Annotated in this window: 17 protein-coding genes; 10 read left to right on the top strand and 7 right to left on the bottom strand. The window is 71.1% G+C overall.

Annotated features, from left to right (window positions below):
* Positions 1-165: 165 nt before the first annotated feature.
* The 6 genes from ACWC97_RS04450 (at position 166) to ACWC97_RS04425 (ending at position 6,516) form a co-directional block, all read left to right on the top strand.
* Positions 166-1,017 carry a M24 family metallopeptidase gene (locus tag ACWC97_RS04450; protein ID WP_352273995.1) on the top strand — a complete coding sequence of 284 codons (852 nt, stop codon included), beginning with the start codon at positions 166-168 and terminating at the stop codon, positions 1,015-1,017.
* On the top strand, positions 1,014-2,792 hold the full coding sequence (locus ACWC97_RS04445) for an SDR family oxidoreductase (RefSeq protein WP_450647365.1): 1,779 nt from the start codon (positions 1,014-1,016) through the stop codon (positions 2,790-2,792). The genes ACWC97_RS04450 and ACWC97_RS04445 overlap by 4 nt, the downstream gene beginning before the upstream one ends.
* Positions 2,789-3,769: a MerR family transcriptional regulator gene (locus tag ACWC97_RS04440; RefSeq protein ID WP_450647363.1), complete on the top strand. Its 981-nt coding sequence runs from the start codon at positions 2,789-2,791 to the stop codon at positions 3,767-3,769. Before ACWC97_RS04445 ends, ACWC97_RS04440 begins: the two co-directional genes overlap by 4 nt.
* Before the next feature lie 199 nt (positions 3,770-3,968).
* Entirely contained in the window at positions 3,969-4,511 is a 543-nt protein-coding gene (locus ACWC97_RS04435) for an RNA 2'-phosphotransferase (RefSeq protein ID WP_352273998.1), read from the top strand.
* A 90-nt stretch (positions 4,512-4,601) separates the two neighbouring features.
* Positions 4,602-5,501, top strand: coding sequence for an LLM class flavin-dependent oxidoreductase (locus ACWC97_RS04430; RefSeq protein ID WP_352273999.1), 900 nt, complete (start codon positions 4,602-4,604; stop codon positions 5,499-5,501).
* Positions 5,502-5,649: 148 nt separating this feature from the next.
* Positions 5,650-6,516 carry a Cof-type HAD-IIB family hydrolase gene (locus ACWC97_RS04425; RefSeq protein ID WP_450647361.1) on the top strand — a complete coding sequence of 289 codons (867 nt, stop codon included), beginning with the start codon at positions 5,650-5,652 and terminating at the stop codon, positions 6,514-6,516.
* A 57-nt stretch (positions 6,517-6,573) separates the two neighbouring features.
* On the opposite strand, the gene ACWC97_RS04420 is transcribed toward ACWC97_RS04425, so the two are convergent.
* The 5 genes from ACWC97_RS04420 to hisC all read right to left on the bottom strand — a co-directional run bounded on the left by ACWC97_RS04420 (position 6,574) and on the right by hisC (position 15,826).
* Positions 6,574-8,283 carry a GAF domain-containing sensor histidine kinase gene (locus ACWC97_RS04420; protein ID WP_450647359.1) on the bottom strand — a complete coding sequence of 570 codons (1,710 nt, stop codon included), beginning with the start codon at positions 8,281-8,283 and terminating at the stop codon, positions 6,574-6,576.
* Positions 8,284-8,335: 52 nt separating this feature from the next.
* Positions 8,336-11,863, bottom strand: a complete 3,528-nt coding sequence (gene cydD, locus ACWC97_RS04415; protein ID WP_450647357.1) for a thiol reductant ABC exporter subunit CydD — start codon at positions 11,861-11,863, stop codon at positions 8,336-8,338.
* Between the two features lie 85 nt (positions 11,864-11,948).
* Complete coding sequence (cydB, locus tag ACWC97_RS04410) at positions 11,949-12,950, bottom strand: cytochrome d ubiquinol oxidase subunit II (RefSeq protein ID WP_450647356.1); 1,002 nt, start codon at positions 12,948-12,950, stop codon at positions 11,949-11,951.
* An 18-nt stretch (positions 12,951-12,968) separates the two neighbouring features.
* Positions 12,969-14,477: a cytochrome ubiquinol oxidase subunit I gene (locus tag ACWC97_RS04405; protein ID WP_352274004.1), complete on the bottom strand. Its 1,509-nt coding sequence runs from the start codon at positions 14,475-14,477 to the stop codon at positions 12,969-12,971.
* 269 nt (positions 14,478-14,746) lie between these two features.
* The gene (gene hisC, locus ACWC97_RS04400; RefSeq protein ID WP_450647354.1) at positions 14,747-15,826 is read right to left on the bottom strand and encodes a histidinol-phosphate transaminase; all 1,080 of its coding nucleotides are present in this window, start codon (positions 15,824-15,826) and stop codon (positions 14,747-14,749) included.
* A gap of 394 nt (positions 15,827-16,220) precedes the next feature.
* Here hisC and ACWC97_RS04395 point away from each other — a divergent pair, with 394 nt between their 5' ends.
* The 3 genes from ACWC97_RS04395 to ACWC97_RS04385 all read left to right on the top strand — a co-directional run bounded on the left by ACWC97_RS04395 (position 16,221) and on the right by ACWC97_RS04385 (position 19,580).
* The gene (locus ACWC97_RS04395) at positions 16,221-17,333 is read left to right on the top strand and encodes a LacI family DNA-binding transcriptional regulator (RefSeq protein WP_352274006.1); all 1,113 of its coding nucleotides are present in this window, start codon (positions 16,221-16,223) and stop codon (positions 17,331-17,333) included.
* A 172-nt stretch (positions 17,334-17,505) separates the two neighbouring features.
* Positions 17,506-18,579 carry a metallophosphoesterase gene (locus ACWC97_RS04390; protein WP_450647351.1) on the top strand — a complete coding sequence of 358 codons (1,074 nt, stop codon included), beginning with the start codon at positions 17,506-17,508 and terminating at the stop codon, positions 18,577-18,579.
* Between the two features lie 182 nt (positions 18,580-18,761).
* A complete protein-coding gene (locus ACWC97_RS04385) occupies positions 18,762-19,580 on the top strand; it encodes a hypothetical protein (RefSeq protein WP_352274008.1) in 819 nt (272 codons plus the stop codon).
* 168 nt (positions 19,581-19,748) lie between these two features.
* On the opposite strand, the gene thiC is transcribed toward ACWC97_RS04385, so the two are convergent.
* The gene (gene thiC, locus ACWC97_RS04380; RefSeq protein WP_450647349.1) at positions 19,749-21,524 is read right to left on the bottom strand and encodes a phosphomethylpyrimidine synthase ThiC; all 1,776 of its coding nucleotides are present in this window, start codon (positions 21,522-21,524) and stop codon (positions 19,749-19,751) included.
* A gap of 157 nt (positions 21,525-21,681) precedes the next feature.
* On the opposite strand from thiC, the gene ACWC97_RS04375 reads away from it, so the two are divergent.
* On the top strand, positions 21,682-23,121 hold the full coding sequence (locus ACWC97_RS04375; protein WP_450647347.1) for a YibE/F family protein: 1,440 nt from the start codon (positions 21,682-21,684) through the stop codon (positions 23,119-23,121).
* Positions 23,122-23,201: 80 nt separating this feature from the next.
* Here ACWC97_RS04375 and ACWC97_RS04370 read toward each other — a convergent pair whose 3' ends face one another.
* Positions 23,202-23,639: an SsgA family sporulation/cell division regulator gene (locus ACWC97_RS04370; protein ID WP_352274011.1), complete on the bottom strand. Its 438-nt coding sequence runs from the start codon at positions 23,637-23,639 to the stop codon at positions 23,202-23,204.
* Between the last annotated feature and the right edge of the window lie 89 nt (positions 23,640-23,728).

The following is a 23,728-nucleotide window of genomic DNA, read 5'->3' as shown; positions in this document are numbered from 1 at the left end:
CCCGTAGGGGAGCCGTCATGGCGGACGACATCCCGGCACCGGGGCGGGCCCGGCCGGTTTTCCACAGGCGCCCACACACCTCTTGACGTAGCCGTCGGACATTGTCACATTCATCAGTGTCACGTTACGGGCGCGTACCGCACACGGCAGGGAACGGACGGTGGCATGCATTCGGTGGTGAAGGACGTACACGCCCCGGAGTTGCGGGGGTTCAGAGAGGTGCAGAGCCTCGCGTACGCCTGCGCGGAGGCGGTCGCGGCCCGGCTCGAACCGGGGGTGACCGAGCGCGAGGCGGCCCGGATGCAGCGCGACTGGCTGCGTGAGCGGGGGGTGCGGGACTGGTTCCATCTCCCGTTCGCCTGGTTCGGCGACCGTACGGCATTCACCGGATTCAAGGTGCCGCTGCAGTTCTTCCCGGGCAACCGGAAGCTGGAGACGGGGATGCCGTTCATCCTCGACATGGCGCCCGTGTTCAAGGGTTTTACCGCCGACATCGGCTACTCCGGCTGCCTCGGCCCCAACCCGCTGCACGACAAGCTCCTCGCCGACCTGGAGGCGCACCGCGCGCTGATACTGCGCGAGGTGCGCGAGCGGCGCTCGTTGCGCGAGATATACGAGGACGTGGACCGCCTGATGGTCCGGCAGGGATACGCCAACCGGCACCGCGCCTACCCCTTCGGGGTCATCGCGCACAAGGTCGACCGCGTCGCCGAACGGCGTTGGTCCCCCCATGTTTTCGGCTTCGGCACCCAGTCCCTCAAGGGGCTGCTGGGCGACGCGCTGCACGGGCACCGGGACGGCTGGTCCCCGCTGTGGAGCCCCTACCACTTCTCCGACCACCCGCCGCAGCCCGGGCTGTGGGCGGTCGAGCCCCATCTCGGATTCCGGGGCACGGGTGCCAAGTTCGAGGAGATCCTGGTGGTCACCGACTCCAAGAACCCCGAGCAGAGCGCCTTCTGGCTGGACGACGATCTGCCGCACGTGCGGCGCTGGGCCGAGGAAAGGGTGGCGGCATGAGCCTGCCGAGCCTGCCGGGTGCGCGCGAGCGCCGGGTGCGTACGGGTGGAATCGATCTGTGCGTCGTGGAGTTGGGCGACGCCTCGCGGCCGACGGTCGTCCTGGTCCACGGCTATCCGGACAGCAAGGAGGTCTGGGCCGACGTTGCGGCACAGCTGGCCGAACGGTGGCATGTCGTGCTGTACGACGTGCGCGGGCACGGCCGGTCCAGCGCGCCGAAACCCCTGCGCGGCGGGTTCACCCTGGAGAAGCTGACGGACGACTTCCTGGCGGTCGCCGACGCGGTGAGCCCCGACCGGCCGGTGCACCTCGTGGGGCACGACTGGGGGTCGGTCCAGTCCTGGGAGTTCGCCACGGTCGAGCGGACCGAGGGCCGGATCGCTTCGTTCACCTCGATGTCCGGCCCTTCCCTGGACCACTTCGGGCACTGGATCAAGCAGCGGATGGCCCGGCCCACCCCGCGCCGGGTGGGTCAGCTGCTCGGCCAGGGCGCCAAGTCCTGGTACGTGTACATGCTGCACACGCCCGTCCTGCCGGAGCTGGCCTGGCGCGGGCCGCTCGGCAAGCGGTGGCCGCGCATCCTGGAGCGGCTGGAGAAGGTGCCCGCGGGCGACTACCCGACGGCCTCGCTGCCCCGCGACGCGGCGCACGGCGCCTGGCTCTACCGCGACAACGTCCGCGCCCGGCTGGGCCGGCCCCGCGACGACGCCTACGCGCACGTGCCGGTCCAGCTGATCACGCCGACCGGCGACGTCTTCCTCTCGGAGCGGCTCTACGACCAGCTGGAGCTGTGGGCACCTCGGTTGGTGCGCCGGTCGCTCGAAGGGAAGCACTGGGTGCCGCGCACCAGGCCGGATCAACTCGCCTCCTGGATAAGCGAGTTCGTCGCCGCCAACGAGGCGTCCGGGGAGGTTGCCCCGGTCCTGGAAGCCGCTCCGACCGGGGTGTACGCGGACCGGTTCGGCGGTCGGCTGGTCCTGGTGACGGGGGCGGCCGGGGGTATCGGCCGAGCCATTTCCTTCGCGTTCGCCGAGGCGGGCGCCCGGGTGGTGGCCGTGGACCGGGACGCGGAGGGGGCGGCCCGGACCGCGGAGCTGGCCCGGCTGATCGGCGCCCAGGACGCCTGGGGAGAAGTGGCCGACGTCAGCGACGAGCAGGCGATGGAGAAGCTCGCCGAGAAGGTGGCCGCCGAGTACGGCATCGTCGACGTGCTGGTCAACAATGCCGGGATCGGGCTGTCCGGCTCCTTCCTGGACACCACCAGCGAGGACTGGAAGAACGTTCTCGACGTCAACCTGTGGGGGGTCATCCACGGCTGCCGGATCTTCGGCAGGCAGATGGCCGAGCGCGGCCAGGGCGGCCACATCGTCAACACCGCTTCCGCCGCCGCCTACCAGCCGTCCAGGGCGCTGCCCGCGTACAGCACGTCCAAGGCGGCGGTGCTGATGCTCAGCGAGTGCCTGCGGGCGGAATTCGCCGAGCGGTCGATCGGGGTCAGCGCCATCTGCCCCGGCATCGTCAACACCAACATCACGGCGACGACGCATTTCGCCGGGGCCGACGCCGCCGAGGAGACCAGGCTGCGGAAGCGGACCAGCAGGCTGTACGGGCTCCGCAACTACCCGCCGGAGCGGGTCGCGGACGCGGTGCTCAAGGCGGTGGTGCGCAACCAGGCCGTCGTGCCGGTGACCCCGGAGGCCCGAGGCGCCCGGCTCCTCTCCCGGTTCGGCCCCGGTGTGCTGCGCGGGATCGCCCGGCTGAAGCCGCCGCTGTGACCGGCACCGCGCGTCCGGCCACGGCGGCGGACCGGCCGTCCGCCGCCGAGTACCGGATCGAGGACCTGGCGCACGCCAGCGGGGCCACGGTCCGGACGATCCGCGCCTACCAGGACCGCGGCCTGCTGCCGACGCCGGAGCGGCGCGGCCGCGCCAACGTGTACCGGGAGACCCATCTCGCCCGGCTCCGGCAGATCGCCGACCTGCTGGACCGGGGCTACACCCTGGCCAGCATCAAGGAGCTCCTGGACGCCTGGGACACCGGCCGCGGCCTCGGCGGGGTGCTCGGGCTCGTCGCCGAGGTGCACGGCCCCTGGACGGACGAGCAGGCCGACCGGATCACCCTGGCCGAACTGGTCGACGCGTTCGGCGGCGTACCGGACGACGAGGCGGTGGCCGAGGCCGTGGAGCTCGGGGTCCTCGAACCGGTCCCGGGGAAGGACGACGAGTTCCTGGTGCCGAGCCCCCAGGAGCTCGCCGTGGCGGTGGAGTTGCACGCGGCGGGGGTTCCGCTCATCGCGATCTCCGGGCATCTGCGGGAACTTCGCGGCCAGGTCGAGCAGATCGCCTCCCGCTTCCTGGAGTTCACCACCGAGCACGTCTTCGCCCGCTATCTGGGGCATCGGCCGCCGACCGACTCGGACGCGGCCGAGGCGGCCGCCATGGTGCGCCGGCTGCGGCCGCTCGCCCAGCAGACGGTCGACGCGGAACTGGCCCGTGCCATGCGTACGTTCGCGACCCGCCATCTGCACCACCACCTCGGCGCCGACACCCCGCTCGGCGGTGACGTCCTTCCGATCGCCGCGCTTCCGGTGGAGCTGCCACCCCAGACGATCCGGGCCGTTCAGCGGCTGGTTGGCGAGGAGAACGTGGCGGCGTTCGTCGCTGCGGCCGCCGAACGCGAGGTACAGAAAAGGACCTTGGACTCTCTTGTTTCACCATCCCCAGAAATAGACAAAGTTGATCAAACCACCTAAAAAGCAAAGTGGTTGTCCACAGAATCGCCAATTCGCCTGTGGATAAGTCGTCCTGACTGTGGATCAAACCTATGGATGCACAGTTTCTCCGGAGCGCTTCGGAACACCTCGGAACGCCTCGGAACGTCGCTGAGCAGTGCGTCGCGGTGCGGGCGAAACCCGGGTGCGTCGGAGGGAGCGCCGCGGGCACTCTGGCGGCATGGACGAAAGACGCACCGTCAAGGTGTCCAAATACCTCTCGAAACACCTGCGCCATCAGCCGGAGCGCATCGGCATCACCCTCGACGCCCAAGGCTGGGTGCCGATCGACACGCTGCTGCGCGCCCTGGCCCGGCACAACGTCCCGCTCACCCGCGCCGAGCTGGACCATGTCGTCGCCAGCAACGACAAGCGGCGGTTCGCCGTGGAGGGCGACCGGATCCGGGCCAGCCAGGGACATACCGTCCCGGTGGACCTCGGTCTGCCGCCCGCCGAACCGCCCGCGTACCTCTACCACGGCACGGTGGGCCGGGTGCTGGACCAGATCCGGAGCGAGGGGCTGCGCCCCATGAACCGCACACATGTCCATCTCTCGCCCGACCGGGAGACGGCGACCAGGGTGGGCGCCCGGCGCGGCCGTCCCGTCGTGCTGTCGGTGGACGCGGGCGCGATGCACCGCGCCGGCCACACCTTCCACGTCAGCGCCAACGGCGTCTGGCTCACCGACGCCGTACCGCCGCCGTTCCTCAGGCTGCGCGGCTGACCAACGGCACCGCTTGGCCGGAAGCGCGGCGGCAGAACCCGTCCGTCGCTTCCTCCCGGGCGGCCGGGAGAGCCCACGTATCGTCGGGGCATGCGTCTGAGCACCGTGATCCTCCCCATCCATCGGTGGGCGGAAGGACAGAAGATCTGGCAGCGGGCCGAGGAACTCGGGTTCCATGCCGCGTACACATACGACCACCTGGCCTGGCGGTCCTTCCGGGACGGCCCCTGGTTCGGTGCCGTCCCTACCCTCACCGCCGCCGCCACGGCGACCGAGCGCATCCGGCTGGGCACCCTCGTCACCTCCCCCAACTTCCGGCACCCCGTCACGCTCGCCAAGGACCTCATCACCCTGGACGACGTCAGCGACGGCCGCATCACCCTGGGCATCGGTGCCGGGGGCAACGGGTTCGACGCCACGACGCTGCGCCGGAGCGGCGAGGAGCCGTGGACCCCGCGCGAGCGGGCGGACCACTTCGACGAGTTCGTACCGCTGCTCGACCGGCTGCTGCGCGAGCCCTCGGTGACGTACGAGGGTACGTTCTACGCGGCGAACGAGGCCCGGAACGTGCCCGGCTGCGTCCAGCGGCCCCGGCTGCCGTTCGCGGTGGCCGCCACCGGCCCGCGCGGCATGAAGCTCGCCGCCCGGTACGGACAGGCATGGGTCACCACCGGCGACCCGAAGCTCTACGAGACGGGTACCCCCGAGCAGTCCGTGGCGGCCATCCGCAAGCAGATCGCCAAGCTGGACGCGGCCTGCGAGGCCGTCGGCCGGGACGCCTCCGAACCGGACCGGATCCTGCTCACCGGATTCACCCCGGACCGCCCGCTCCAGTCCTTCGACGCCTTCGTGGACTTCGCGGGCACCCACTTCGAACTGGGCTTCACGGAAATCGTCATCCACACCCCGATCCCCGATTCCGACTTCGCGGCGGACGAGAAGGTCTTCGAGCGCATCGCCACCGAAGGACTGGCCCAGCTCGGCCGCTGACCGCCCGCCCGGCCCCGACCACCGGAATCCGGGGCGCGGTCAGCACTGCTGGCATATGCCTCAGGCATGCCCACCTGGTCAGGGGCGTACATCCTCAGATGTGCGCCCCTCCGCACGCCCGTGCACGCTCGTACGGGAGAATGAACGGGTGACCTCAGCTTCCGATTCGCCCTCGCCCGCCGCTGTCCGGCTGATCGCCACCGACCTGGACGGAACCCTGCTCCGCGACGACAAGAGCGTCTCCGCGCGCACGGTCGCCGCGCTCGCCGCCGCCGAGGAGGAGGGCATCGAGGTCTTCTTCGTCACCGGGCGCCCGGCCCGCTGGATGACGGTCGTCAGCGACCATGTGCACGGTCACGGCCTGGCGATCTGCGCCAACGGCGCGGCGGTGGCGGATCTGCACGCGGGCGGCGAGCTGGTCAAGATCCGTCCGCTGGAGCGGTCCGGCGCCCTGGACGTGGTCCGTGCGCTGCGGGCCGCCGCCCCCGGCACCTCCTTCGCCGTGGAGCTGGCCACCGGCATCCACTACGAGCCGGCGTACCCGCCCCTCCACCTGGACCCGAACGCCACGGTCGCCCCGGTCGAGAAGCTGCTGGACGAGGAGAGGCCCGGCGCCGGCATCCCGATGCTGAAGCTCCTCGCCCACCACACCGAGCTGGACCCGGACGCGTTCCTCGCCCTGGCCCTCGCGGCGGCCGGGGACCGGGCGGCCTTCACCCGGTCCAGCCCGACGGCCCTGCTGGAGGTCAGCGGTACGGGGGTCTCCAAGGCCAGCACGCTGGAGCTGTGCTGCGCCGAGCGCGGCATCTCGCCCGCCGAGGTCGTCGCCTTCGGCGACATGCCCAACGACGTGGAGATGCTGCGCTGGGCAGGCACCTCGTACGCGATGGGCAACGCCCACCCGGCCGCGCTCGCCGCCGCCACCGGCCGCACCGCCACCAACGCCGAGGACGGTGTCGCCCTCGTCATCGAGCGGATCATCGCCGAGCGCCGGACCCCGGGCCGGGTGCCCTGACGCCCGCCCGGTCACACCGGCCCCACCCGGCCCCGCCCCGGACCCGGCCCCGTCCGCTCAGACCGGGACCTCCCACACCACCGTCGTCCCGCCGCCGTCCTCCCCGATGCCGGGGCCGAACCAGCTGGCCCCACCCAGTGACTCCGCCCGGCGCGCCAGGTTCCGCAAGCCGCTGCGGCGGCCGCCCTCGGGGATGCCCACCCCGTCGTCGGCGACCGACAGCCGTACCGCCGCCCGCCCGTCCGGCAGCGTCGCCGTGGCATCGACGACCACGTCGATCACGGACGCGTCGGCGTGCCGGAAGGCGTTGGACAGCGCCTCCCGCAACGCCGCGATCAGGTTCTTGCCGGTCAGCTCACCGACCAGCAAGTCGACCGGGCCGAGGAAGCGGTGCGAGGGCTTGAAGCCCAGCGGGACCGCCGCCGTGTTGATCTCGCGCAGAACGCGGGTGCGCAGCCCCGACGGGGCCTCGGCGGGCTCCTGCTGGAGGGCGAAGATCGCGGTGCGGATCTCCTGGATGGTCACGTCCAGTTCGTCGACCGCCCGGCCGATCCCGTTCCGCTCCTCGGGCACGGACGACCGGCGCTGGGCGCTCTCCAGCATCATCCCGGTGGCGAACAGCCGCTGGATCACCAGATCGTGCAGATCGCGGGCGATCCGGTCGCGGTCCTCGTAGACCGCCAGCCGCTCCCGGTCCCGCTGCGCCTCGGCCATCTTCAGAGCGAGCGCGGCCTGCGAGGCGAACTGCGTGGCGAGGGTCCGCTCCGCTTCCGAGAACGGACGGCCACCCCGGGTCCGGGGCGTGGCGAGCGCGCCCAGCACCCGACCGCCGCTCTGCAGCGGCAGCAGCATGCTCGGGCCGTACCGGGGTGCCAGTGAGGTGACCATCCGGGGGTCGGTGGCCGAGTCGTCCACGAAGACCGGTTCGCCCTCCAGCAGTCTCGCCGCGATCGGGCTCTCCGGGCCGATGACCACCCCGAGCGAGGAGGCGGGGTCGTCCGCGGAGACGGCGACGACTTCGAGACCGCCGTCCCCGGTGGGCAGCAGCACCACCCCCGCGGCGGCGTCGGCGAGGCGGCGGGCCTGTTCGGCGACGACGGAGAGCGCGTCATCGGCGTCCCCGCCGGAGAGCAGGGTGGTCGTCACGGCCACCGAACCGTCGATCCAGCGCTCGCGCTGGCGCGCCGCCTCGTACAGCCGGGCGTTGCCGATGGCGATCCCGGCCTCCGTGGCGAGGACCCGCACCATGTGCAGGTCGTAGTCGTTGAACTCGCCGCCGCCCTCCTTCTCGGCCAGGTACAGATTGCCGAAGATCTCGCCCTGCACCCGGATCGGGACGCCGAGGAAGGTCCGCATCGGGGGATGGCCGGGCGGGAACCCGGCGAACCTCGGATCGGCCGTCAGATCGGCGAGCCGCACCGGGACCGGATCGTGGATCAGCGCGCCCAGCAGCCCCCGGTGCCCGTCCGGGCGGCGCCCGATCCGGGCCACCGTCTCGTCCGGCACCCCATACGTGACGAAGTCGGAGAGGCCCTCGCCCTCCGCGTCGACGACGCCGATCGCGGCGTAGCGGGAGTGGGCCAGCTCGGCGGCGGTCTCGCAGATCCGGTCGAGGGTGGAGTGCAGTTCCAGCCCCGCGCCGACGGACCGCATGGCCTCCAGCAACTGCGGGATGCGGGCGGTGATCTCGGCCGACAGGCCCTGGAGACTGCGCGTCGCCCGGGTGGCCGCTTCGAGTGACTCGTTCGGGTCCTGCTCCTCCGGCATACCCCGAGCGTAGTTAGTACCTATTGACAGGGAAAGTCGGCTTTGCCAGGGCTCACGCGGGTACCCTGGCCGTCTCGTCCGGCATCGCCTCGGACTCCCGCTCGCGGTCCAGCATCCGGCGCAGCGGGCCTTCGACGGCGGCCAGCTCGGCGTACGGGCCGCGCTGCACGACCCGGCCTGCGTCCAGCACCAGCACCTCGTCCACGGCGTCGAGCCCCTTCAGCCGGTGGGTGATCAGTACGGTGGTACGCCCCTCGGTCGCCGCCAGCAGATCCGCCGTCAACGCGTCCGCCGTCGCCAGGTCGAGGTGCTCGGCCGGCTCGTCCAGGACCAGTACGGGGAAGTCGGCGAGGAGCGCCCTGGCCAGGGCGAGGCGGCGGTGCTGCCCGCCGGAGAGCCGGGCGCCGTGTTCGCCCACCAGGGTGTCGAGCCCGTCCGGCAGCGCGTCGGCCCAGTCCAGGAGCCGCGCCCGGTCGAGGGCGGCCCGCAGCTCCGCCTCCGTCGCGCCGGTACGGGCCAGCCGCAGGTTCTCCCGTACGGAGCTGTCGAAGACGTGGGCGTCCTGGGCGCACAGCCCCACGGACCGCCGCACCGTGTCCCCGTCCAGCGCAACGGCCTCGACCCCGCCGATCCGGTACGTGCCGGCCCGGGCGTCCAGGAAGCGGACCAGGACCTGCGCGAGGGTGGTCTTTCCCGAGCCGGAGGGCCCGACGACGGCGATGCGCCGGCCGGCGGTCAGCGTCAGGTCGACACCGTCGAGGGCGTCGCGGTCCGCGCCCGCGTACCGCGCCGACACCCCGCGCAGCTCCAGCGGGAAGGGCGAGGCGGGTGCCTCCGCCGGTTCGGCGGGCTCGCGCACCGGCAGGGGAGCGTCCAGGACCTCGTACACCCGCTCCGCGCTCCGCTCGACCCGGCGGCGGTACTGCACGGCGAGCGGCAGTCCGGCCACCGCCTCGAAGGCGGCCAGCGGGGTCAGCACCAGCACCGCGAGCTCCACCCCGGCGAGCCGGCCGTCCCGTACGGCGGGCAGCGCGACGAGCGCGGTGGCGACGACGGTGAGTCCGGTGATCAGCGTGGAGAGGCCGCCGCCGAGGGCGGTGGCGGTGGCGGCGCGGGCCGCGATGCGGGTCAGCACGCCGTCGGCCTCCCGAGTCCGTTCCACCCGGGCGGGCAGGGCGCCCGCGACGGTCAGTTCGGCGGTCCCGCCGAGCAGGTCGGTGACCCGGGTGGCCAGTTCGGCGCGGGCCGGGGCGAGCCGGCGCTCCGCCTGCCGGGAGCAGGCGCCGCTGATCAGAGGTACGCCCACACCAGCAAGCAGCAGCCCGGCGGCCAGCACCGCACCCGCCGCCGGGAGCAGCCAGCCGACGAAGCCGACCGTCGCCGTCCCGACGACCACGGCGGTCCCGGCCGGGAGCAGCCAGCGCAGCCAGTAGTCCTGGAGCGCGTCGACGTCGGCGACCAGCCGGGAGAGCAGATCCCCGCGCCGGGTCCGGCGCAGCCCGGCGGGGGCGACGCGCTCCAGGCCCCGGTAGACGGCGACCCGGAGATCGGCGAGCATCGCGAGCACCGCGTCGTGCGAGACCAGGCGCTCGGCGTAGCGGAAGACGGCCCGGCCCAGGCCGAAGGCGCGGGTCGCCGTCACCGCGACCATGAGGTAGAGCACCGGGGGCTGTTCCGAGGCGCGCGCGATCAGCCAGCCGGAGACCGCCATGAGCCCGACGGCGGAGCCCACGGCGAGGCTCCCCAGCAGCAGTGCGAGCGCCAGTCGGCCGCGGCGCGCCCCCGCCGCCTTCCGGACCCGGCGCAGGACGTGCCCGGGGCGGGCCGCCGGGGTGTCCGGCGACGCCCCGGGGTCCGGGGCACCGGCGGCGTTCTCCGTCCGGCTCTGCGCGGTCCCGGCGGCCCGGGTGGTCCCGGCGGCCCCGGCCCGCTCCGGAAGCGCCGTGGCGTCCGGGATCAGGCGCACCACCCGGTCGGCCACCGCGAGCAGCGCCGGGCGGTGCACGACCAGCAGCACGGTCCGGCCCTCGGCCAGCCGCCGCACCGCCTCGACGATCCCCGCCTCCGTCTCGCCGTCCAGGCTCGCGGTGGGCTCGTCGAGCAGCAGCACCGGGCGGTCGGCGAGGAAGGCCCGGGCGAGCGCGAGCCGCTGCCGCTGTCCGGCGGAGAGCCCGGCGCCGTCCTCGCCGATCCGGGTCCGCGCCCCCTCGGGCAGCGCCGCGACGAAGTCCTGGGCCCCGGCGTCCCGCAGCGCGGCCGCCACCGCCCGGTCGTCGGCGTCCGGCCGGGCCAGCCGTACGTTCTCGGCGATGGTGCCCGCGAAGAGGTACGGGCGCTGCGGCACCCAGGCGATCCGTTCCCGCCACCGCTCGGGCGCGAGCTCCGCCAGGTCGACGCCGCCGACCCGTACCCGTCCCTCGTCCGGCCGGGTGAAGCCGAGGACCACGTCGAGCAGGGTGGACTTCCCGACGCCGCTGGGGCCGACCAGCGCCACGGTCTCCCCCTCGTCCACCACCAGCGAGGCCCGGTCCAGGGAGGGGGTGCCGCGGCCCTCGTGGCGTACGGTCACCTCTTCCAGCTCCAGCCGCAGCGAGCCGGGAACGTCCGCCGTCCCGCTCGTGGGCGGCTCGGTCTCCAGCACCGCGAAGATCTCCTCCGCGGCGGAGAGCCCCTCGGCGGCGGCGTGGTACTGGGCGCCGACCTGGCGGATCGGCAGATAGGCCTCGGGGGCCAGGATCAGCACCACCAGCCCGGTGTAGAGGTCGAGTTCGCCGTGGACCAACCGCATGCCGATGGTGACGGCCACCAGGGCCACCGAGAGCGTCGCCAGCAGTTCCAGCGCGAAGGACGAGAGGAAGGCGATCCGCAGGGTCCTCAGGGTCGCCCGGCGGTACTGGGTGGTGATCGTGCGGATGGATTCGGCCTGTGCCTTGGCCCGCCCGAAGACCTTCAGGGTCGGCAGTCCGGCGACCACGTCGAGGAAGTGGCCGGAGAGCCGGGACAGCAGCCGCCACTGGCGGTCCATCCGCGACTGGGTGGCCCAGCCGATGAGAATCATGAAGAGCGGGATGAGCGGCAGCGTCACCACGATGATCGCGGCGGAGACCCAGTCCTCGGTGACGATCCGGGCGAGGACCGCCACCGGGACGACCACCGCGAGGCCGAGCTGCGGCAGATAGCGCGCGAAGTAGTCGTCGAGCGCGTCGACGCCCCGGGTCGCGAGCGCCACCAGGGAACCGGTGCGCTGACCGGTGAGCCAGCCGGGGCCGAGCGCGGCGGCCCGCTCCAGCAGCCGGCCGCGGAGCTCGGACTTGACCGCCGCGCTGGCCCGGTACGCGGCCAGTTCGGTCAGCCAGGAGACCAGCGCCCGCCCCAGCGCGACCCCGGCGAGCAGGATCAGCGGGGTCCGGAGCCCGGCGGCGGTGAGTCCGTCCTCGAACCCGCCGACCACGATCTCGGCGACGAGCATGGCCTGGGCGATGACCAACGCCGCCCCGACCACGCCCAGCGCCACCACGGCTGCCAGGAAGAGGCGGGTGGCGCGGGCGTGGTGGAGCAGCCGCGGGTCGATCGGTTTCACGTGAAACAGCCCCTAGCGAGCTCGGTCGGCGGACCGGGGCCGGCGAGGTGCCCGGCCCGGTCCGCCGGAGGGATCCCGGATGCGGTCAGTGCGCTTCGGCGATGTGCTGCGTACCGATGCGCTTGCGGAACACCCAGTACGTCCAGCCCTGGTACAGCAGGACGAGCGGGGTCGCGATCCCCGCGCACCAGGTCATGATCTTCAGGGTGTACGGGGTGGACGAGGCGTTGGTGACCGTGAGGCCCCAGGCGTCGTTCAGCGAGGACGGCATGACGTTCGGGAAGAGCGTCAGGAAGAGCATCGCGACCACCGCCGCGACGGTCACCCCGGAGAAGGCGAACGACCAGCCCTCGTGCCCCACCGCGATCAGCGCGATCGCGGCGACCAGGGCCACCACGGCGACGATCATCGCGAGCAGGCTCCAGCCGTCACCGTTGTCGGCCTGGGTCCAGACCAGGAAGCCGAGCCCGAGCACCGCGGTGACGATCCCCAGCTTCAGCGCCAGCCGGCCCGCCCGCCGCCGGATGTCCCCCACCGTCTTGAGCCCCGCGAACACGGCGCCGTGGAAGGTGAAGAGGGAGAGCGTGACCAGTCCGCCGAGGATGGCGTACGGGTTGAGCAGGTCCCAGAAGTTGCCGACGTACTCCATGTCGGCGTCGATCTTCACCCCGCGCACGATGTTCCCGAAGGCCACGCCCCAGAGCAGCGCCGGGATCAGCGAGGTCCAGAAGATGGCGTGCTCCCAGTTGGCCTGCCACCGCTCCCCGGACCGCTTGGCCCGGTACTCGAAGGCGACCCCGCGCACGATCAGGCAGACCAGGATGATCAGCAGCGGCAGGTAGAAGCCGGAGAACAGGGTGGCGTACCACTCGGGGAAGGCGGCGAAGGTCGCGCCGCCGGCGGTGAGCAGCCACACCTCGTTGCCGTCCCAGACGGGCCCGATGGTGTTGATCAGGACCCGCCGCTCCTTGCGGTCCCGGGCCAGCAGCTTGGTCAGGACACCGATCCCGAAGTCGAAACCCTCCAGGAAGAAGTAGCCGGTCCAGAGGACGGCGATGAGTACGAACCAGACGTCGTGGAGTTCCATCTCTCAGCTCCTCGTCCCTCAGTAGGAGAAGGCCATCGGCCGGTCGGCGTCGTCGTGATCGCCGCCGATCCTGGTGGGCGGGTTGAGGTCGGCCTCCGTGAGCTCCGGCGGGCCTGCCTTGATGTACTTCACGAGCAGCTTGACCTCGACCACCGCGAGAATGGCGTAGAGCAGGGTGAAGCCGATCATCGAGGTGAGCACCTCGCCCTGCGAGACCCCGGGGGAGACCGCGTCGCGGGTCTGGAGCACTCCGTAGACGACCCAGGGCTGGCGGCCCATCTCGGTGAAGATCCAGCCCCAGGAGTTGGCGATCAGCGGGAAGAGCAGCGTCCAGAGCGCGAGGATCCAGTAGCACCTGGCGAACTTCGGGCTGAGCGCCTTGTTCTTGAAGAGGACCAGGTGGGGCACTTCGTCCTCACCGGTCCGCAGCGCCGGTGGCAGCATGAACTTCTTCCGGGTCAGCCACAGTCCGAGGATGCCGAGCCCGAAGGACGCCATCCCGAAGCCGATCATCCAGCGGAAGCTCCAGAACGCGACCGGGATGTTGGGCCGGTAGTCGCCGGGGCCGAACTTCTCCTGCTCCGCCTTGTTGATGTCGTTGATGCCGGGGACGTACGAGGTGAAGCTGTCGTCGGCGAGGAAGGACAGTATCCCGGGGATCGAGATCTCCACGGTGTTGTGCCCCTTGGCCACGTCACCGACGGCGAAGAGCGAGAACGGCGCGCCCTCCTCGCCCTCCCAGAGGGCCTCGGCCGCGGCCATCTTCATCGGCTGCTGCTTGAACATCACCTTGCCGAGCTGGTCGCCGCTGATCGCGGTGAGCAGTCCGGCGACGACGATGGTGACCAGGCCGAGCCGGAGCGAGGTCCGCATCACCGGGATGTGCTTCTTGCGCGCCAGGTGGAAGGCGGCGATGCCGACCATGAACGCGCCGCCGACCAGGAAGGCCGCGGTGATGGTGTGGAAGAACTGGGTGAGCGCGGTGTTCTGGGTGAGCACGCGCCAGAAGTCGGTCAGCTCGGCCCGGCCGCGCTCCTCGTTGATCCGGTAGCCGACCGGGTGCTGCATCCAGGAGTTCGCCGCCAGGATGAAGTAGGCGGACAGGATGGTGCCGATGGAGACCATCCACATGCAGGCGAGGTGGATCTTCTTCGGCAGCTTGTCCCAGCCGAAGATCCACAGCCCGATGAAGGTGGACTCGAAGAAGAACGCGATCAGTGCCTCGAACGCGAGCGGGGCACCGAAGATGTCACCGACGAACCGCGAGTAGTCGGACCAGTTCATGCCGAACTGGAACTCCTGGACGATCCCGGTGACCACGCCCATGGCGATGTTGATCAGGAAGAGCTTGCCCCAGAACTTCGTCGCTCTCAGATACTTCTCGTTGTTCGTCCTGACCCATGCGGTCTGCAGGCCGGCGGTGAGCGCGGCCAGCGAAATCGTCAGGGGGACGAAAAGGAAGTGGTAGACGGTAGTGATACCGAACTGCCATCGCGCCAGCGTCTCGGGCGCCAGAGCCAGCTCCACGTCGTCTTCTCCTTACGTCGCCGTGATCATTCCGGCAGTTTGCCCTTTAAATTCGACTGATCACGGGAAGAACAGGACACGCTTGTGAACGCGTTCACATTCACAAGCATTATGGCGCACAGACTTTCGGGACGACAGGCCGGGGTACCCCTTTACGGACGTTCCGATCAATCCCCCCGAAGCCAGACGGCCGCCGCCCGGCAACGCACGGGGCCCGCACCCCTCGCCGACGAGAGGTACGGGCCCCGGAGCACTCCGCGTGCGCGCGACTACAGCTCCTTGCGGTACGACTCCGCCACCTTCAGGAACAGGTCGTTCGCCTCGTCCTCCCCGATCGTCACCCGCACGCCCTCACCCGCGAACGGCCGGACCACCACCCCGGCCCGCTCGCACACCGCGGCGAAGTCGGCGGTACGGTCCCCGAGCCGCAGCCAGACGAAGTTCGCCTGGGAGTCCGGGACGGTCCACCCCTGTCCTGCCAGCGCCCGCAGCACCCGCTGCCGCTCACACACCAACGACCCCACCCGTCCCAGGAGTTCGTCCTCGGCCCGCAGCGAGGCGACCGCCGCGTCCTGGGCGAGCTGGCTGACCCCGAAGGGCACCGCCGTCTTGCGCAGCGCGGCCGCCACCGGCTCGTGGGCCACCGCGAAACCGACCCGCAGCCCGGCCAGCCCGTACGCCTTGGAGAAGGTCCGCAGCACCGCGACATTGGGCCGGTCCCGGTAGATCTCGATGCCGTCCGGCACCTCCACGTCCCGGATGAACTCCCGGTACGCCTCGTCGAGCACCACCAGGACATCGCCCGGCACCCGGTCCAGGAACCGCTCCAGCTGCTCCCGGCGCACCACGGTGCCGGTCGGGTTGTTCGGGTTGCAGACGAAGATCATCCGGGTGCGGCCCGTGATGGCGTCCGCCATCGCGTCGAGGTCGTGCACGTCCCCGTCGTTCAGCGGCACCTTCACCGAGGTCGCACCGCTGATCTGGGTGATGATCGGGTACGCCTCGAAGGACCGCCAGGCGTAGATGACCTCGTCGCCCGGGCCCGAGGTGGCCTGAAGCAGCTGCTGCGCCACCCCGACCGAGCCGGTCCCGGTGGCGAGGTGCGAGAGCGGCACACCGAACCGCTCGGACAGCTCGTTCATCAGGCCGGTGCAGGCCATGTCCGGGTACCGGTTGAAATGCGCGGCCGCGGCCAGCGCCGACTCCATCACCCCCGGCAGCGGGGGATACGGGTTCTCATTGGAGGAAAGCTTGAAGGCGACCGGTCCGCCGGCCGCGGCCGGCTTGCCCGGTACATAGGCGGGAACGCCGTCCAGCTCGGCGCGCAGCTTGGGGCTCGTCTCGCTCACCGCAGGTCCTCCTCGACCGTCTGTACACATCAATACTGCTCACCTTATGAGGATTGGGCGCCGCTGCGAATGGCCGGAGCGTCCGATGTCCGATGCGGCCGGGAAGCGGTCTCCCCGATACGTCCGGGGAGAGGGGGAGCGCTCTTCATACCGGTGCGCGCCAGTGGCTCGCGCCGTGGCGCGCGTCCCCCGAAGTGGTGAGATGAGACGGCTTCGAGACTTCGACCATTTAGTAGGCCCAACGACTCCGGCATGTGACACATCATGGCTTGGACCAGCAACTACCTTTATTTCCAAGGCATTTGCTATCAGATGATCATGCAAAAACGTGCCCGTCAACGCGCGCATATGCGATCAGGTCGGGCTCCCGGTTGAGCCCTACTATCGGCACGCCATGACAGCAGCAGGGAAGCACCAGGTGAGCCGGACGGACACGCCCCGGCGCGGCGGCAGGCAGGGACGAGCGGGAATCCGCGACGTGGCCGCCGCCGCGGGGGTCTCCATCACGACCGTCTCCGACGCGCTCAACGGCAAGGGCAGGCTCCCGGACGCCACCCGACGCCATGTCCGCGAAGTCGCCGAGCGCCTGGGCTACCGCCCTTCCGCCGCGGCCCGCACCCTCCGTACCGGCAAGTCCGGCCTCATCGGCCTGACCGTGACGACCTACGGGGACGAACCCTTCACCTTCACCGAGTTCGCGTACTTCGCGGAGATGGCCAGAGCCGCCACCTCCGCCGCGCTCGCCCGCGGCTACGCCCTCGTCATCCTGCCCGCCACCTCACGCCACGACGTCTGGTCCAACGTCGCGCTCGACGGCACCGTCGTGATCGACCCCTCGGACCAGGACCCGGTCGTCACCGAGCTCGCCCGGCAGGGACTGCCCGTCGTCTCGGACGGACGCCCGGCCGGCACGCTCCCGGTCACCGCCTGGGTCGACAACGACCACCGGGCCGCCGTGCTCGACCTCCTCGACCACCTGGCCGCCGCCGGGGCCCGCCGGATCGGCCTGCTCACCGGCACCACCACCGACACGTACACCCGCCTGTCCACCAGCGCGTACCTCCACTGGTGCGAGCGCGTCGGCCAGGACCCGGTGTACGAGTCGTACCCCGCCCACGACCCGTGCGCGGGCGCGGTCGCGGCCGACCGGCTGCTCGCCCGACCGGACCGCCCCGACGCCGTCTACGGCCTCTTCGACCCCAACGGCACGGATCTGCTGGCCGCGGCGCGCCGGTACGGTCTGCGCGTCCCCGAGGACCTGCTGCTGGTCTGCTGCAGCGAATCCACCGTGTACGCGACGACCGAACCGCCCATCACCACCCTCTCGCTCAAGCCGCGCAGGATCGGTACGGCTGTGGTCCAGCTCCTGATCGACGCCATCGAGGGCGTGGCCCAGGACGGACCGGTGGAGCAGGTGATACCGACCGAGCTCATCGTGCGGACCTCCTCGCAGCGCCGTCCACCCCGCACGACGGTCAGCGCGCCACGCTCACCGACAAGGGATTGATCCGGAGATTTCGGACCAATCGGCCGGTGAACCCGACGTGCGTCCGGATTCACCACCCCTGGTGCGTCACAGAGAACGATCCGCATTCCTATGATGGGCGCACGACACCGCGGACCGCCCGACCAGCAGGGCCCGTCAGGTGTACGGCGGCGCGACGGTGGTGGAGGGGTCGATGACACAGGGGGCCGATCAGGAACCCGTGGTGCGGACTGCGACGTTGCGCGACTTCCGCGTACCGCCCTACGCCCAGACCCCGGTGCCGCCGCCGGCGCCGTCGCCGCATCCGGGCGACGCGGTGCCGGCCGACGAGCCGCCGGAGGGCTACACGCCCACCGAACGCGATCTGCCCGTGATCAACCGCGGCGACACCCTCCAGGTCCCCGTCGCCGCACCCGAGCCCGCGCCGCGCCCCGCCCAGGAGCAGGGGCGCGGTCCGCTCTACGTCGTCGGCGACGTCCACGGCTATCTGGACGAGCTGCGGGCCGCCCTCACCGAACAGGGCCTCATCGACGCCGACGGCACCTGGGCGGCGGGCAACGCCCGGCTCTGGTTCCTCGGCGACTTCACCGACCGGGGCCCCGACGGCATCGGGGTCATCGATCTGGTGATGCGCCTGTCCGCCGAGGCCGCGGCCGCCGGCGGCTACTGCAAGGCCCTCATGGGCAACCACGAGCTGCTGCTCCTCGGCGCCAAGCGGTTCAACGACACCCCGGTCAACTCCGGCGCGGGCACCGCCACGTTCCAGGCCGCCTGGTTGCTCAACGGCGGCCAGAAGAACGACATGGAGCGGCTCCAGGACGTCCACCTCCAGTGGATGTCCCGGCTCGACGCGATCGTCGAGGAGGACGGGCATCTGCTGATGCACTCCGACACGACGGCCTACCTGGAGTACGGCGCCACCATCGAGGACGTCAACGAGAACGTCCACGCCATCCTCACCCGCAATGACGCGGACGAGTGCTGGGACCTCTTCCGGAAGTTCACCAAGCGGTTCGCCTTCCGCGACGAGGCGGGTCCGCAGGCCGTCCGCGAGCTGATGGCGGCCTACGGCGGACAGCGCATCGTCCATGGCCACAGCCCCATTCCCTACCTCCTCGGCGAAGTCGGCTCGGAGGACGGCGACGACAGCTCCGGCCCCGTGGTCGAGGGCCCGCACGTCTACGCGGACGGGCTCGCCATCGCCATGGACGGCGGAGTGACCATGGCCGGAAAGCTACTGGTCGTCCAACTGCCTCTGCATGACTGACGCTCTTTCGGGCAGACGCATCCACGACCTGACCACGCCGACCACCGGGCCTATTTACGGAAACCCCCTGTCACCCCGTGCCGTGGGCGCTCTACCATCGGCGTATCAGTAGCAGGCTCTCCTCCGTTTCCGCCCAACTGCCCGCGTCGAGCAGGCAGTCAGGCCCGACGGAGCATCGGGGGATGCAGATGACAAGCGCTCCGCACCTGCTGGCCGAGGACCGACCCGAGTACGAGCGGATCCTCGACGACGCACTGCGCCACGCCCACCAACGACCGGATCTGGCCGAAGTCGGTGAACTGCTCAACGCCGTCCAGCTGCGCACCATGGCGCTGGACGCCACGGAGATGATCACCGCCACCGCCGCCACCGAGTATGCGCACTACGTACGGGCCCGCGCCGAGCTGCGCGGCGACGACGGGACGGGGCAGGGGGCGCCTCCGCCCGAGCAGGGGCGGCGCCCCGGCGCGAGCGCCGGAGTGGGCGCCGCCCTCACGGTCCTGGCGCCGGTCCTCGCCGGTACCGCCGCCCTCGTCCTCCTGCTGATCGGCTACCTGCTGCGGATGCTCGACGACCCGCCGCGGATCGCCTCCACCCTGATCACGGCGGGATGGTTCTTCGCGGTGGTGATGGCCGTCGCGATCGTGGTGGCCGCCATCGGGCTGATGGTCACCGCGCTGCGGGACGCGTCGGAGCCGCAGCCCGTCGAAGAGCTGGAGGAGGAGCTGCCGGAGGACGTGGCACGGGCCCGGGAGGCCTGGCGCCACGCCCTGCTGGAGCGCGGCATCCTGCCGTTCCTCCGGGACGCGCTCGCCGACCCGGAAGCCGGGCGCGCCCGGCGCACACCCCGGCGCTCGGCCAACCGCATCCCCAAGGTCGGCCACATCGCGCCGGGGTTCTCCAGCCCCGACGACGTCTCGACGACGAGCCCCCGCCCGAGCTTCACCTCGCCGGACTTCACCAGCCCCGACTTCGGCGGCCCCGACCACGAGCTGGACTGATCGCCGGGCGGCGGGCGGCGGCCGGCGGGCAGGGATCAGTCCGCGCGCTCTTCGGCCCGTCCGTCCCCGGGGCCCGCGCCGAGCCCCGCCACCGGACGGGGGAACTGCGGCGGCAACACGTCGTGCTCCGGACGGCAGCCGCCCGGAGCACGACGGTTCAGCGGGCGGTCAGTCGGCGATCGGCAGGTACACCCGGTTCCCGCTCGCCGCGAACTCCTTGGACTTCTCCGCCATGCCCGCCTCGATCTCCTCCGCCGTGCCTCCGTGCTCACGCCGGATGTCCTGGGAGATCTTCATCGAGCAGAACTTCGGCCCGCACATCGAGCAGAAGTGGGCCGTCTTCGCGGGCTCGGCCGGCAGCGTCTCGTCGTGGAACTCCCGTGCCGTGTCCGGGTCGAGGGCCAGGTTGAACTGGTCCTCCCAGCGGAACTCGAAACGGGCGTCCGAGAGCGCGTCGTCCCAGTCCTGCGCCCCCGGGTGCCCCTTGGCGAGATCCGCCGCGTGCGCCGCGATCTTGTACGTGATGACGCCGGTCTTCACGTCGTCCCGGTTCGGCAGGCCCAGGTGCTCCTTCGGCGTGACGTAGCAGAGCATCGCCGTCCCCCACCACGCGATCATCGCCGCGCCGATGCCCGAGGTGATGTGGTCGTACGCCGGCGCGATGTCGGTGGTCAGCGGGCCGAGCGTGTAGAACGGCGCCTCCTCGCAGATCTCCTGCTGGAGGTCGATGTTCTCCTTGATCTTGTGCATCGGGACATGGCCCGGCCCCTCGATCATGGTCTGTACGCCGAACCGCTTGGCCACGGCGTTCAGTTCACCCAGCGTACGCAGCTCGGCGAACTGCGCCTCGTCGTTGGCGTCGGCGATGGAGCCGGGCCGCAGGCCGTCGCCCAGCGAGTACGTCACGTCGTAGCTCGCGAGGATCTCGCAGAGCTCCTCGAAGTGCTCGTAGAGGAAGGACTCCTTGTGGTGCGCGAGGCACCAGGCCGCCATGATCGACCCGCCGCGGGAGACGATGCCGGTCTTGCGGCGCGCGGTCAGCGGTACGTACGGGAGGCGTACGCCGGCGTGGACGGTCATGTAGTCGACGCCCTGCTCGGCCTGTTCGACGACCGTGTCCTTGTAGATCTCCCAGGTCAGCTCCTCCGCTCGACCGTCCACCTTTTCGAGTGCCTGGTAGAGCGGGACGGTACCGATCGGAACGGGTGAATTACGGAGAACCCACTCACGGGTGGTGTGAATGTTGCGCCCGGTGGACAGATCCATGACGGTATCGGCGCCCCAGCGCGTCGCCCAGGTCATCTTTTCCACCTCCTCCTCGATGGAGGAAGTCACCGCGGAGTTGCCGATGTTGGCATTGACCTTCACCAGGAACCGTTTGCCGATGATCATCGGCTCGGTCTCGGGGTGGTTGACGTTGGCCGGCAGTACGGCCCGGCCGGCCGCGATCTCCTCGCGCACCACCTCGGGTTCGACGTTCTCCCGGATGGCCACGTACTCCATCTCCGGGGTGATCTCGCCCCGGCGGGCGTACGCGAGCTGGGTCACCGGGCGGCCCGTGCCGCTGCGGCGCGGCAGCCTCGGGCGTCCGGGGAAGACCGCGTCGAGGTTGCGCAGCCCACCACGCGGCGAGGTGTGCTTGAGCCCGTCGTCCTCGGGACGGGCCGGGCGGCCGGGGTACTCCTCGGTGTCGCCGCGGGCGATGATCCAGTTCTCCCGCAGCGGTGCGAGTCCGCGACGGACCTCGGTGTCGACCGCGGGGTCGGTGTACGGACCCGACGTGTCGTACAGCGTCACGGCCTTGCCGTTGCTGAGGTGCACCTGGCGGACCGGCACCCGGAGGTCCGGGCGCGAGCCCTGGACGTATCCCTTGTGCCAGCCGATGGACTTCCCGGCCTCGACGCTCTGGTCCGAGGCAGGCGTGCGTGCGTCCGATGTGGTCATGAGACCTACTCCCTACGCCGGCATTACCCGGTAACAGGTTCGGCGGTCGGCGCAGCCTGTCCCGTACGGACGTACGGATGTCAGCGCCCTCTCAGCCCGGTGCTCCGAGCTCCCGCGTGTGCAAAGGTTCCTCCACGCTAGCGCCCCGTCCGGCGCGATGAACAGAGGGCCCGGCCGTTCTTGCGATGATCGGCCGGTGACCTCTCCCCACACGGACCACGAACCACAGGCCCGGTCTCAGGGCGTACCCCACGACAGAACGCACGGCCGAACGAACGACCAGCCGCCCGGATCCGCGTACGACCACTCCCACGGCCATTCTCACGGCCACGGCCCCGCGGCACCTGGTTCCCGGCATCTGCGGAAGGTCATCGCGGCCGTACTGATTCCGTTCGCCACCGCCGTTCTCGTCGGTCTGGTGGCGCTCTGGCCGGGCGGCACGCCGCCGCACGAGCGGACCGGCGTCGGCTTCGACCGGCAGACCCAGCAGGGAAAGGTGGTGACCGTCACCAAGGTGAACTGCAAGGACGTGAACGCTGTTCAGACGCCGCTCGACGGCTCCACCGCGCCGGCCGCGGGGAAGGAGCGGGGGCTCTGCGAGAAGGCGACGATCGAGGTGACGACCGGCCGGGACAAGGGACGGACCTTCACCGAGATCGTCCAGCCCGACTCACCGCGCAAACTGCGCGAGGGGCAGGGCGTGGTGACGGCGTACGCCCCCGACGCGCCCCACGAGCTCCAGTACTCCGTGACGGACGTGGCCCGGAAGTTCCCGATGACCCTGCTGGCCGGGGTCTTCGCGCTGGTCGTGGTCGCGGTGGGGCGCATGCGCGGGGTGATGGCGCTGATCGCGCTGGCCGTGTCGTTCGCCGTGCTGACCCTCTTCATCCTCCCGGCCATACTCCAGGGTTCGAATCCGCTGCTCGTCGCGGTGGTCGGGTCCAGTGCGATCATGCTGATCGCGCTCTACATGTGCCACGGCCCGACCGCCCGCACCTCGGTCGCGGTGGTCGGCACGCTGGTCTCGTTGCTGCTGATCGGGCTGCTCGGGTCGCTCTTCATCGGGTGGGCGAGCCTGAGCGGCAACACCGATGACGACACCGGTCTCATCCACGGCCTCTACCCGCACATCGACATGAGCGGGCTGCTGCTGGCCGGTGTCATCATCGGTTCGCTCGGCGTGCTCGACGACGTGACCGTCACCCAGACGTCGGCGGTCTGGGAACTCCACCAGGCGAACCCGACGTTGGGTGTGCGGGACCTCTACCGGGCAGGGATCAGGATCGGCCGCGACCACATCGCCTCGGTCGTCAACACGCTGGTGCTCGCCTACGCGGGCGCGGCCCTGCCGTTGCTGCTGCTGTTCACCGTCGCGCAGAGCAGCATGGGGACGGTGGCCAACAGCGAGCTGGTGGCGGAGGAGATCGTTCGGACGCTGGTCGGCTCGATCGGGCTGGTCGCCTCGGTTCCGGTGACGACGGCGCTCGCCGCACTGGTCGTCTCGGCGGACCGTGCGGGGCCGAGCGCGGAAGCCGGGGCTCCGACGCCCGCGTGGGCGGGAGCGGGCAGGGGCCGTCGCCGAAGGGCGAAGCCGTGACCGCCCCTCGGGCGGGCAGTTCACCCGTCCGGCGGGGGCCCGCGTCCGGCCGACGGACCGGTCCGCGTCGGTGCTCCTCGTCAGCCGGCGTTCTGCTCCTCGGCGAGGATCCGGCCCAGGGCGTCCTCCAGGCTGCCCTCGAAGTCACCGAGCGTGCACTCCTGCCCGAGCGGCACGAGCTTGTCGGTCCGGTCGAGAAAGGCCACAAGTGGTGCCGTCCCGGCCCGGAAGAGCGCCCGGTCCTCGCCGACCTGAAGACGGATGTGTACGTCGCAGAGCCCCTCGGGCTCGGTGGGGCCGATGTGCACATCGCCGTCCCCACTGGGGCTGTTGAGGCCGTCGAGCAGCAGCTCACGGCCGAAAGCCCAGGTGACGGGGGCGTCACCGGGCAGATGGAAGGTCATCCGGATCGCGTATGGATCGCAGACCTCGTACCGGAGCTCCACCGGGATCCGGAAAGAGAGTTCCTCGGAGACGAGAAAACTCATCATGACCTCAGCTTGAACCGACTCGCGCATCGTTCAACCCCGCAGTAGGTGAATCTGGCCAGGAATGATCCCCCGTGGCCCTCTTGACGCCATCGTGGTGCACGCGATAGCAGATCACA

The organism is Streptomyces sp. NPDC001108, from assembly GCF_053598535.1.
Note: the sequence above shows the minus strand (reverse complement) of the source record. Positions and strands in the feature narration are given on the sequence as shown.